9 protein-coding genes are annotated in these 11,262 nt (G+C 63.1%); 5 read left to right on the plus strand and 4 right to left on the minus strand.

The window, feature by feature from the left end:
* The first annotated feature begins 307 nt into the window (after nt 1-307).
* The 4 genes from ACWKY3_RS09955 to ACWKY3_RS09970 all read left to right on the plus strand — a co-directional run bounded on the left by ACWKY3_RS09955 (nt 308) and on the right by ACWKY3_RS09970 (nt 3,887).
* Nucleotides 308-811 carry an RNA polymerase sigma factor gene (locus tag ACWKY3_RS09955; RefSeq protein ID WP_449316250.1) on the plus strand — a complete coding sequence of 168 codons (504 nt, stop codon included), beginning with the start codon at nt 308-310 and terminating at the stop codon, nt 809-811.
* Nucleotides 808-1,638 carry a hypothetical protein gene (locus ACWKY3_RS09960; RefSeq protein ID WP_449316251.1) on the plus strand — a complete coding sequence of 277 codons (831 nt, stop codon included), beginning with the start codon at nt 808-810 and terminating at the stop codon, nt 1,636-1,638. The genes ACWKY3_RS09955 and ACWKY3_RS09960 overlap by 4 nt, the downstream gene beginning before the upstream one ends.
* A gap of 22 nt (nt 1,639-1,660) precedes the next feature.
* Complete coding sequence (locus ACWKY3_RS09965; protein WP_449316252.1) at nt 1,661-2,557, plus strand: ABC transporter ATP-binding protein; 897 nt, start codon at nt 1,661-1,663, stop codon at nt 2,555-2,557.
* 64 nt (nt 2,558-2,621) lie between these two features.
* Nucleotides 2,622-3,887, plus strand: coding sequence for an ABC transporter permease subunit (locus ACWKY3_RS09970; protein WP_449316253.1), 1,266 nt, complete (start codon nt 2,622-2,624; stop codon nt 3,885-3,887).
* 66 nt (nt 3,888-3,953) lie between these two features.
* On the opposite strand, the gene ACWKY3_RS09975 is transcribed toward ACWKY3_RS09970, so the two are convergent.
* Nucleotides 3,954-5,696, minus strand: a complete 1,743-nt coding sequence (locus ACWKY3_RS09975) for an FAD-dependent oxidoreductase (protein WP_449316254.1) — start codon at nt 5,694-5,696, stop codon at nt 3,954-3,956.
* Nucleotides 5,697-5,909: 213 nt separating this feature from the next.
* On the opposite strand from ACWKY3_RS09975, the gene ACWKY3_RS09980 reads away from it, so the two are divergent.
* Nucleotides 5,910-7,391 carry a helix-turn-helix transcriptional regulator gene (locus ACWKY3_RS09980; RefSeq protein WP_449316255.1) on the plus strand — a complete coding sequence of 494 codons (1,482 nt, stop codon included), beginning with the start codon at nt 5,910-5,912 and terminating at the stop codon, nt 7,389-7,391.
* Nucleotides 7,392-7,482: 91 nt separating this feature from the next.
* Here ACWKY3_RS09980 and ACWKY3_RS09985 read toward each other — a convergent pair whose 3' ends face one another.
* From ACWKY3_RS09985 to ACWKY3_RS09995, 3 genes are all read right to left on the minus strand, one after another.
* Nucleotides 7,483-8,409 (minus strand): DUF2268 domain-containing protein, encoded by a 927-nt coding sequence (locus ACWKY3_RS09985; RefSeq protein WP_449316256.1) that lies wholly within the window; start codon nt 8,407-8,409, stop codon nt 7,483-7,485.
* Nucleotides 8,410-8,602: 193 nt separating this feature from the next.
* The gene (locus ACWKY3_RS09990) at nt 8,603-8,794 is read right to left on the minus strand and encodes a hypothetical protein (RefSeq protein ID WP_449316257.1); all 192 of its coding nucleotides are present in this window, start codon (nt 8,792-8,794) and stop codon (nt 8,603-8,605) included.
* Nucleotides 8,784-11,189 (minus strand): DUF4143 domain-containing protein, encoded by a 2,406-nt coding sequence (locus ACWKY3_RS09995; RefSeq protein ID WP_449316258.1) that lies wholly within the window; start codon nt 11,187-11,189, stop codon nt 8,784-8,786. Before ACWKY3_RS09995 ends, ACWKY3_RS09990 begins: the two co-directional genes overlap by 11 nt.
* Nucleotides 11,190-11,262 lie beyond the last annotated feature (73 nt).

Below are 11,262 nucleotides of genomic sequence, written 5' to 3' on the forward strand. Positions count from 1 at the left end.
TCAGTTGGTCAGAAGGGGTCGACTCCTCTTGATCATGCGGCAAAATATAATATAGATAAAAATCATAATATTTCGCTTCAACACACTCAAGCGTGATATTCGATTTAGCTAAGAGGCGTGCGATGACGTCTCGTTTTTCCTTAAAGAGCCACAAGTTTGTAGTGGCTTTTTTCTGTAAGCGCGTGGTTTGCTCAAAGTTTTATGTAGCGCAAGGGTTGCGAGGATTCTCGGAGGATTTTCGACAAAGGCCGCACCGATGGGCTGCGGGATTCGTTATAGGGGGTAGAGGCAAGCGAAGGAGGCGAGGTTGAGGCGGCGGGTGCGAGGCGGCGAGGCGTTCGAGCGTCTGGTGGAGGAGCATTACGACGACGTGTTGGCGTACTGCCGGCGTCATGCTCCGTCTTGGGCCGAGGCGCCTGACCTGGCGCAGGAGTCGTTCCTGCGCTTCGTGCGCAGCGGGCGCGTCCCGCGTGAGGGCAAATCGGCCGCGTACCTGTTCGCCATTGCGCGCAACCTGTGCATCGACGCGGCGCGCAAGCGCCAAGTGCCTGCGGATTTGCTCGATGAGGACGTGCCCGATTGCTCGTCCGGCGCGGACCCGGCAGAGGCGCTTGTCGGCAGCGAGGTGGGGGCGTTGGTGGAAGCGTTGGACCCGGTGCTGCGCGAGGTGGTGGAACTGCGCTTTGACCAGGGGCTTAAGGTGGGCGAGATAGCGGAGGTGCTGGGTGTTTCGCGGTTTGCGGTGAACCGGCGGCTCAACCGGGCCCTTGCGGAGCTGAGGCGGGGCCTTGAGGGAAAGGACAACGTATGAGCGGAGCCAGCAGGAGAGAGATCGAAGGGCTGCTGCGCGCGCACTACCGCGGCGCGCGCGGCGTGCCGGACGCGGAGGGCAAGGCCGCATGCATGCGCGCGGTGCACGCGGCGGTGGCCTCGGATGGGCGGGCGCGCGTGCCGGCCCCGAGCGAGCAGGAGCGCGCGTCGGCCCGCGAGGCGGCGTTTCCCGGATTCGTGGCGACCCAGGCGCTTTTCGTCCGCCCGTGGACATGGGCGGCGCAGATCGCGCTCGTGGCGCTCATGGTGGCCGCATGCTTTCAGGCCGACGGCATGTCGTACGGCTTCTCGTGCGCGTCGGCGGCGTTGGCGGCGGCTACGGTGCTTGTGGGGCTGCCCGACCTTCTGGGCAGCGCGGCGCACGGCATGGCCGAGCTTGAATGCGCATGCCGCTTCGATTGCCGCGCCGTCGCCGTCGCGCGGCTCGTTGTGCTGGGGTGTTCGGACGTGGCGGTGGTCAGCGTCATTGCCGTCGCGCCGCCTCTTGCGTTGGGCGCCGACCCTTTTGCGGCGCTCGTGCACGCGTGCGCGCCCTACTTTCTCTCATGCGCGGGAGCGCTGTTCGCGGCGCGTCGCCTTGGGCGGGGCGCGTTGCCGGCGGCCTGCGCGTGGACGCTGGTCGTGGCGGCGGGGGCGTACGCTGCGTTCTCCCTTGCGCCGAGCGCGTACGCGCAAGCTTCGGCGTGGGCGTGGGCCCTTGTGGCGGCTGCGTCGCTTGCGTGGGCTGCCCGCGAGGCGTGCGCGTGGCTTCGCCGCATGGCCGAGGGGCTGGACGCGTTCTTGCCTTCCCCGGCCCCTCGCTGGTGACTTCGACGACAAGGAGCATGGCATGGAACTGACGATAGATCGGCTGACCAAGCAATTCGGCCCGAAGATCGCCGTCGACCGCGTGTCGGCACGGCTCGCGTCCGGCGTGCACGGCCTTTTGGGAGCCAACGGCGCGGGCAAGACCACCCTCATGCGCATGGTGTGCGATGTGCTGCGGCCCACCTCCGGCGAGGTGCGCTTTGACGGCCGCGATGTGCGTGCGCTCGGCGGCGCGTACCGCGCGCACCTGGGCTACCTTCCGCAGGACTTCGGCTACTACCCGGACTTCACGGCGCTCGATTTCATGCGCTACTTAGGCGCGCTCAAGGGTCTTGGCCGCCGCGTTGCGCGGAGCCGCTCGCTTGAGCTGTTGGAGACGGTGGGGCTTGCCGATGTGGCGAACGCCAAGGTGCGCACGTTCTCCGGAGGCATGAAGCAGCGGCTCGGCATCGCGCAGGCCGTCATCAACGACCCGGCGGTGCTCGTGCTCGACGAGCCGACGGCCGGGCTTGACCCGAAGGAGCGCGTGCGCTTCCGCAACCTCATCGCCAGCTTCGCGCAGGACAAGGTGGTCATCCTGTCCACGCACATCGTGTCGGACGTGGAGTGCGTCGCCGACGACATCCTTGTCATGCGGGATGGCGCGTTTCTCATGCAGGGGACGCCGGCGGACGTGGTGGCTCAGGCGGCGGGGAAGGTGTGGGAATGCCATGTGGATGCTCAAAGCGCCGATAAGCTGGCTGCGGGAAACTGCGTGAGCAACGTTCATTACGCTGCGGACGGGCATGCCGTTGTGCGCGTGGTTGCCGACGAGCCGCCGACGGCGGGTGCGCGTCCGCTCGAGCCCACGCTCGAAGACGTGTACCTGTACGTGTTCCGCGACGAGGCGCGCGACGACGCGCCGTCTTGGCGGATGTGACGGATGGCGGAGCGCCTTGACGCTTTCCGTTGGCGTGCGCATGATCGGTGACGAGGGAGGAACCATGTTCGATCTGATGGGATTCGAGTTGAAGAAGCTGCTTTCGCGCCGCACGTCGCTTGTTGCGTGCGCGGGCATCCTGGTTTTGCTCTGCGGCATCATGACGCTCAACATCGTGCAGCAGAAGACGACTTCGAACGCCGAGGAGACGTTGAGCGGCGTCGCTGCCATAGCGCAGCAGAAAGAGCGGGCTTGCGCGCATGCGGGCGTGCTTGCCACCGAGCGCGTGCAAGAGGAGGTGGCGGCGTACAAGGAGCTTGCGTTTTCGAAGGTGGATCCTGCCGAGGTGGAGGGCTTGAGCGACGCGGCGGCGTACGCCGTCATGCGCGAGGCGTACGACGACGAGGAGTTCCGCGCGATCTACGACCCCTATTACTCCTACCTGCTTTCGCCTTGGAACCCGGGCGGGCTTGAGCCGTGCCAGGTGGCGGCGACGCTCGATGAGGGTGCGGCCGCCGGATTCTACGAGGCTGTGGCCGACAATCTGCAGCGCGCGCTCGACGACGGCATGGGCGGCACCTGGGAGTACTCCGAAGCCGAGCGCGCCTTTTGGACGGACAGGCAAAAGGAAGTGGAGGAGCCGCTCTCGTACGGTTACGCCGGCGGCTGGGAGGACGTGCTGGCGTGCGTCGGCTTCCTCGCGTTTCCCATGGTGGCGGTGTGCGTGGCGCTCTCGCCCGTGTTCGCAGGGGAGTACCAGGACCGCACCGACGCCGTGCTGCTGGCCTCGCGTCACGGGCGCCTCAGGCTGGCGGCGGCCAAGGTGGCCGCGTCGCTTCTGTTCGCTGCCGCGTACTTCGCGTTGTCGGCGGGCATCGTCATGGGCGTGGCGCTGGCGTTCTTCGGCGCGGACGGGGCCGACCTGCCGGTGCAGGTGCTTGCGCTCGGCATCCCCTACGACCTCACGATGGCCGAGGCGGCGCTTGCGGCCGTGGGATTGGGCCTGCTCATGACGCTGGGGTTTGCCTCTCTTGCGCTGCTGCTCTCCGCGAAGCTGCGCTCGCAGCTGGCGGTGTTCGCCATCTGCGCGGCGCTTGTGTTCCTGACGGCGATGATCCCGACGGGCGGCAACGGCGCTCTGTTGCACGTGCTCTACCTGTTTCCCATCAACGCCTTGGTGGACCAGGTGCTCTACAACTCGCTCGTGTCGTATCAGGCGGGACCGTTCGTCATCGATTTGGCGGGGCTGCTGGCGGCGGTCTACGCCGCCTTGACGCTTCTCTGCGCGCCCTTGGCCGCCCGCGCCTTCAGCCGGCATCAGGTGGTGTGAGGGGGCGCGCATGCCGGCCGGCTCGCAAGCGTTTTGTCTGCGAGCCGGCCGGCCTTGGCAGGAATCTTAGACGCCCTTCGCCGCGTTCTCGCCGGCGAGCTTGCCGAAGGTGATGGCGGTTCCCAGGCTGATGCCGGCCACCGTCACGGGGTATTCGACCAGGAATCGTCCGCCGCCGGTGTTTCCGGTGACGTACAGGCCGGCAACGATCTGGTCGTTTTCGTCAAGCGCGTGCATGTCGAGGTCGCACTTGATGCCGCCGCAGCATACGAGCATGCCGGCCTGGTCGAACTTCACGCCGTAAAACGGCGGCTTCTCCACGGGGAACATGCGGCGCGCGTCCTTGCCGAAGTCCTCGTCGACGCCCTTTTCGCACAGCTCGTTGTAACGCTCGATGGAGGCTTTCACCCGATCGGCGGGCAACCCCATTTTCTCGGCCAGCTCTTCGATGGTGTCGGCCTGGCAGGTGACGCCGGCTTTGCGGAAGTCGCTGTCGCCGTTGAGGAACACCTCGTCGGTGACGTAGCCGAGGAACACCGAGTTCATGACCCAGGGCATGCGCGCGGCCTCTTCTGCGGTGAGGTAGTGGTTCACGTAGCCGTGGCCGGTGCCCTGCACCTCCAGCTGGTCGCGCCAGTTGTCGTCGATGATCTGCCAGGACACCCCTCCGGGCTGGCGCGAGAGCTGATCGGCGATGTTCTGACCGGGGATATCCTCGTTCATGAAGCGGTCGCCTTCAAGGTTGAGCTGCAAAAACGCATCCACTCCAAGAGGGCCGCCCATGTGGTGGGTCATCGGCGCGTAGGGTCCCAGCTCCATCGCGGCGCCCGCCCACAGCGCCATGCGGTGCCCGTCGCCGGTGTTGGCCTGGTTGCCTTCGCAGTCCATGCGCGTGTAGGAGCAGTTGAACTGCACGGCGTGGGGCACGAAGTGCTGCATCATCTCCTTGCTGCCGCCGAAGTCGCCGCAGCTCAAGATGACCGCTTTGCAGTTGAATCGGTAGTAGTCGCCTTTCTTGTCGCGGGCGTAGGCGCCCACGACCGCTCCGGAGTCGTCGGTGATGAGCTGCTCGCCGAACATCTCGTACTTGAACTCGGCTCCGGCCTCCCGCGCCTTGCTCTCGCAGTTCTCAAGGAGCCATTGGGCGCTCGGCAGCGTCATGAGCGATCCGTGGAAGTAGGGGTAGTACTCCTTGCGATGGTCGTAACCTTCGAGCGCGGGGAACATCTTGGGGCGGATGAACAGCTTCTGCGTCGGTTCGGCTATGGACGACTCGAGCAGCTGGAAATCGACGCCTTCCACGGCCCAGTCGAACGCCTCGCCGGAATGCTCGTACCAGTAGTTGAGCAGGCGCGGGTTGGGGCGGTAGCACATGTCTTTCATGAGCTGCATGACCACCTCGTTTTTGGGCGCCCACTCGATGCCGAGCTGTTTTTGGTACCGGGAGCCGACCACGCCGAAGTCCTGGGTGGAGGGGACGAAGCCTGTGTCCGATCCCTTGTCGATGCCGATGACCTTCGCGCCCGCCTCGGCGGCGGCGCGGGCTGCGGGGTTGCCGGCCGTGCCCGTGCCGATGACGAGCACGTCGCAATCGAACTCCTCTTTGACGCTTTCCGGGGTCGGCGGCTTCTCAAGGAAGCTGGGCGTTGCCGTCATGACGTCGTAGGTGCCCTCCTGGGCGGCCGCGCCTTCGGCATCCTGGCGGGCGGCTTGCTGCGGCGCGCAACCTGCGAGCGCGAGCGTCCCTAGGGCGCCTGCGCCGGCCGCGCCTGCAAGGAACTGGCGGCGTGAGAACGATTGCTTCGTCATGGGGGTCCCTTCTCTTCGTTTTCGCTGCTTTCCGCGAAATGGCTCGTCTCCCCGCCGTGTTGGCACGGAGGGGCGATGTGGAGGCTATCGTTTCGAACCAGAAGGCGAAAGCGGGAGCGGCGGGTGAATCTTTTCGCGGAGAGGGGGAGTTTTTTACCACTTTGCTCGCCGATAAGGTGATGGTAACCTCCGATCGAGGAAGGGAGGATCACGATGGAACGGATGGCGACGCTTGGCGGGGCGGCGCTGGCCCAGGCGCTGTTCTGGACATGGTTCTACTGCCTGCGGTACACGACGGCGCTTCAGTTCGGTTTTCTCGAGTGCGCGGTCATGGTGGTCGTTTCCCTTGCGGTGGCGGTGGCCATGGCGCTGCGTTCGCGGCTTGGGGCGTTGCACGCCCGACGCGTGGGGACGGTGGTGCTCGGCAGCGCTTTCGCGACGGCGGGCACGCTGCTCAAGGCGGGCGCGGTCCTGTCGGCCGATGTGCTTGCGGGGCGGATTGCCGGATGGTCGAGCTGCGTGTGCATAGGCGTGAGCATGTCGGTTCTGTTCGTCGTTGCGATGGAGCGCCTGGCGGATCTGGGGATGCGCGACACCGGCAAAGCGCTCTCGTTCGGAGCGCTGGGGGCGGTGGGCCTGTCGGCGGCGGTGTCGACGCTGCCTTTCGAGGGGTTCGCGTTCGCGGCAAGCGCGTTGCCGGTGGCGCTCGGCGCCCTTCTGCTTTCGCGACGCCCGTCGGCGGGGTTTTCGCCGTGCCGGCATCCGGCCGATGCTTCGGCGGATGGCCCTTGCGCTTCAGGCGATGGCGGGGGGGGGGCTGATGGCGGCGAGCGGGAGCGATCCGGGACCAAGCTTGTCGCTCCCGTCCGTCCGGTGCTCATGATGGGGGCGGTGGAATTCGCCGGGTGCTTCGCGTCCTTTCCGTTTGTGGCCGAGGGCGTGTCGTCTCTCTCGCTGGCGGTTGGGGCGGCGTTCGTGGCGCTGGTGTTCTTGGTTGGATGCTCCGTGCTGGCGGATCGGTTCGACGTGAGAATGCTCTACCAGGGGTCGTTGCCGCTCATGGCGGCCGGCCTTTTGCTCGGGCCTCTGCTTTCGCGGGATGCGCCGCTTGCGCCGTGCCTGCTTATCGATGCGGGCTATTTCGGGTTCCTCTTCCTCACGGTCACCGTGCTCAACGAGAACTGCCGCCGCCATGGAGTGCCGCCAGGCTGGGCGTTCGGCTTTCTGCGTTGCGCCTTGCTGGCAAGCCAGCTGGCGGGCGCAGGGCTTGTGTTTGCCGTGAACGAGGGGGCGCTTGCGCGAATGGAGGTCGAGCTGCTGTACTCGGCGTCTATGCTGCTGATCGTGGTGCTGTCGATGGCGTTTCTCAACGAGTACGATTTCGTTCGCAGCTGGAGGCTTTCGCGCGATGTGCCCGCCGACGTGCGCCCCGAAAACGCGCTCGAATCGCACGAGGCGCGCTGCGCGCTGGTGGCGCGGGCGTTTGGCCTCACTCGCCGCGAGGAGGAGGTCATGGTGCTTGTCGCGGCGGGCAAGACGGTGCCCCAGGCCGCCGATGAGCTGTTCGTCTCAAAGGAGACGGCCAAAACCCATCTGAAGCACGTGTACGCGAAACTCGGCGTCCACACGAAAGACGAGCTTGCCGCCTGCATCGATGGCCGGAAGGCCGGGGGCTTGCGGGAGGGTTCCGGATGAGGGGCGCAGCTTGGTTTGGCGCTCCTCCTTTTCGCATGGCGCGCCCAGCGAGGCGCCGCCGGGCGCGCCGAAAGGGGAGGAGGGGCGGGGGCTACTCCCAAAACCCTGATTTCCGCACTTCCTCCAGCAGGTCTTCCGCAGGCAGCAGCGTCGCGTCCGCCACGTTTGTCCCGGTTTCGTCCAGAAAGCGCTTCACCAGATGGTAGCCGCAGGCGTATCCGGCGCAGTACGGCAGGCCGACGGCGGCGTATCCTTGCGCGGCGGCGATGTCGTCGCCGTAGAGGTACGCCGAAAGCGCGGCCATGCCCTGCGCCTCGAGGGCCTCGCGGATGACGGGCTTGATGGCGTCCAGCGCATCGGCGCTCGTCTTCGTCACCCAGGGGCCGGCCAACTCTTCGCCGTACAACGCGACGGCGAAGTTCTCGGCGAGGCCTTCGCTCACCATCATCTCGCCCAAGGTGATGTCGTTGCTCCAGGCGATGAACTGGAAGCGCACGTTGTGGTTCGTCTCGTGGGCGAGGGCGGCGGGAAGGCGGCGCATCGTTTCGGCCGAGGGGACGAGCCATGCCAGCACGTAGCCGGGGATGCCGCCGTCGCCGCAGTACCCTTCGCTTGCGGCGAGCGCGGGATTATCGGGATTGCCCAGCAGCAAGGAGAACAGGTAGTCTTGCGTCGGCAGCGCGATGCCGCGCTCGGCGAACCGGGCGAGCGAACGTTCGACGGCCTGTCGGCTCGCGTCCCACAGCGCGTCGTTGCCGAGCAGCGCCACGGCGTCCGCCCAGCTCTCGTCCACGCGCTCGGGCGGCAGAATGCCCAGCATCTCGCTCGCCATCACCACGTCGTAGCCGCCGGGCTGCGCCGCGCGCAGCGGCACGTGGTAACAGTCCCACTTCGCTTTGAACGGCGCCATGAGCTCGTGGCGGTAGAGGTCGGCGCGTTTCTCGGGCGGGGCCGCCATCATGCGGGCGTACGGTTCGGCGGAGCGCAGGGCGCGCACGGTCGGCGGGGAAGCGGTCATGGAAATCCTTTCGTCGGGGTGTGTCAGGCGGCACCATCTTATGCCCTCACGTCGCGTGAGGGTCAACACCCCGCGTTGCGCGCGCTTTCGCCTCAAGCGTCGCTTGTTCGGTGCGGCTAGCGCTATGTTCGGACGGCCTGCTGGTTGAGAAGCGCTTCCGGGATGCGCGGCGCCCCATGGGCGCCGCCTTCGCCTACAGGTCCTCGAACAAGTCCTCGGCCGAGATAAGGAGCAGATCGCTGCGGGCGGCGGCCTTTCTTTTTGTCGCGTCGCTTGCCGGGCGCTTGGTGAACAGCGCAGTGCCTGCTCGGTTTTCGTCCGCGCGCTTGGGCGGCAGGATGTCCGGTGTTTTGCTCGACATCACTGTGTCGTAGCTATCGAGCAAGCTTTGCTTGAGCTAGCAGGTCGGTGGTCATGGATTCTATGCTTGAGAAGGTTGCGAATACGTTCCGAAACCCTGTTGCGAGCGGTCGAAGGCGAGGCGTGAGAGTCTGGATCATCTGTAACTGGCTCTCGAATTCCTTAACGTCCGGCGGCATCGAGGAGGATCGTTTTATTCCTTCTAGCGTGTTCTCGATACTGGTGAGGAGTTCTGATTTACTGGGCCCGTTCGGTAGTTGAGAGGCGATTTCAATGGCTTCTCGAATAAAGTTGTGCAGGTCGAGCCATACGTCGTTGATGCCAGTAAGATTCTTGCTCATCGCTTCAAGGTCGACGCTCGTATCTTGGGCAATGGCTGCACTCCAATTTATGAACGCGGCGGGCTGTTTCAACACGGGTGCAGGGTTCTCGCTCATGGTGCTCACGACGTTATTCATGCTTTCGAGCAAGCTGTTGCACGCTTCTTCGAAGGAGGGTATTTCCTCGGCGATCTCGGCCATCTTTTCTAGCAAGCCTTTTTCATCAGTTGGCTTCGCTGGGACGCTGCTTGGGAGGGGATGGCTGCCGACGGCCTCGCTTGCGTTCCTCTCGATAACCTTCCTTAGCTCGCTCACGAGTTCTCTTACGCGCTGTTTGTACGCTCGGTCTTGAGGTTCCAGGTCTTGAAGATCCGCGACGTTCCTGTATTGGTGCTTCTTTACGATTTTGTATGCAATATCGTTTTCTACGGAAAACCCTGCTTTGTCGACGTCTTGCCAAACGAGCGAAAGGATCATGCTGTTCGTCGAATTTTCGGTTTGCTGGTAGAACTTCGTCAATTCATCTCGGCAAGGGCCGCTTTTCAGATAGCGCGGTGTTATTGAGGGCATGATGAAGTTGGTTGCTTCGATATTCTGGTCGAGCGTGCGCTGCCAATCGGCGCCCCAGTCGATGGAGTCGACATCGGTGAAAAGGCTGAGGGAGCTTCCGAACTGAAAGCTGTATTCAGCGACGATGCTCTGGGCGAGCCGGATGATCGCTCCATCCAAGTGCTCGTTATCTTCGTGGCAATAGCTCAAAAAGATGCTGGCATCGATGACGGCCTTCTCTTGAGGGATAAGATCGATGCTTGTCGAGGAATGCTCGTGCGGTTTTTCTTCCATGGTGAATGCCCCTTCTTTCCAGAATGCAGCGATAGGGATGGCCCAAAGATCGTCCGACTCTTTGATGAACCGATCGCCCGTATATACGACGAATCCGCGAACGAACCGATCGTCTTCCGATAGCTTCCTCAGCCCATTGAAATCTTCCGACCTAATAGTGGAAGCCGACTTGACTTCGATTCCGATGAGCTTATGATCGCAAAGGAGGACAAGGTCGACTTCTTTAGGGTTCTTTCCCGGCTCGCGCCAATAGAAGCATTCTGCTCGTTTGTTCGACCATTGCGCTTCCGGAAGAATTTGATTGGCGACGAACGATTCGAACACCCCGCCAAATAAAGAGGGGTTTGCCGCGGGGTCTTGGCCTGCGCGATGGAGTGCGTTCGTTGTGAACGAGCTGTCGCACGGGTGGATTTTCGCGCGTGCGATAGTCTGCCGATGAGCCGCCAATCGAAGATTCGGAAGTGCGGTGATGAGAAAACGTCTTGTGAAAATACTGATATATCGCTCTATCGTTCGATTGTCGTAATGCAATTCGGCCGCAAGACGGCTGACGTTCAGTATTCCGCCGGGCAGCGCGAGCAGTTCTTGCAGGATGGTTTGCGCTACCGTCTTGTCGAGATACTCATCGGGAAGGATTGATTCCCCTAAAACATTGTCGATGTCAGAGGCGATTTGCAAGTTCCTCTCGTTCTCGCTCATATGCAATATGGTGGCTGCATAGCCAGGAAATCCTCCTATGTTGATTCTTCGCCGTAGCTCGTCCTTTGAAACAGAGCCTCGGAACGATTCGTTGGGAATTCCCTTCCAGAGATCGTCGATGAGGCTTCGGTTGATACCGGCGAGCTCTCTTTGAGTGAAAGGATATAAAGTGAGCTGCCTTGATCGGCGAGTGAGAGGGTTCTGCCCACCGAGACTGTATTTGTTGATAGAGGCAGAGCCGGTCAGTATGAAGATTGGGGAATCGCTTTCTATGCCGTCCACGCGCTCCTTGATCGCCAGCGGCAATTCGGGGATTCTCTGCGCCTCGTCGATGATGGCGGGTATGGGTAGGTCGGATACCCAAGATTCGAGGTCTTTAGAAGCGAGACGAAACGTGTTTCCATCGGCGAGCGTGAAGTATTGGTAACCGAGGTTTACGAATTCGCGATTCATGAGCATCGTTTTGCCTACTGCTCGTGCACCTTCAAGAACGATGACTTTGCTTTTCGCTGATTTTATCGTTTTAGCCAGCGATCTCACGATGTATCTGTTCTCCACCCTGCCCGACCTCCCTATGAGAAAATTTTATACCATTCAATGGGAAAAATTTTCTGCATTATATCATATAAAG

Source organism: Rubneribacter sp. (assembly GCF_965361815.1).

Coding starts and splice junctions, on each gene's coding strand:
- ACWKY3_RS09975 (WP_449316254.1), bottom strand. CDS start 5,696: ATGACGAAGCAATCGTTCTCACGCCGCCAGTTCCTTGCAGGCGCGGCC.
- ACWKY3_RS09970 (WP_449316253.1), top strand. CDS start 2,622: ATGTTCGATCTGATGGGATTCGAGTTGAAGAAGCTGCTTTCGCGCCGC.
- ACWKY3_RS09960 (WP_449316251.1), top strand. CDS start 808: ATGAGCGGAGCCAGCAGGAGAGAGATCGAAGGGCTGCTGCGCGCGCAC.
- ACWKY3_RS09965 (WP_449316252.1), top strand. CDS start 1,661: ATGGAACTGACGATAGATCGGCTGACCAAGCAATTCGGCCCGAAGATC.
- ACWKY3_RS09985 (WP_449316256.1), bottom strand. CDS start 8,409: ATGACCGCTTCCCCGCCGACCGTGCGCGCCCTGCGCTCCGCCGAACCG.
- ACWKY3_RS09980 (WP_449316255.1), top strand. CDS start 5,910: ATGGAACGGATGGCGACGCTTGGCGGGGCGGCGCTGGCCCAGGCGCTG.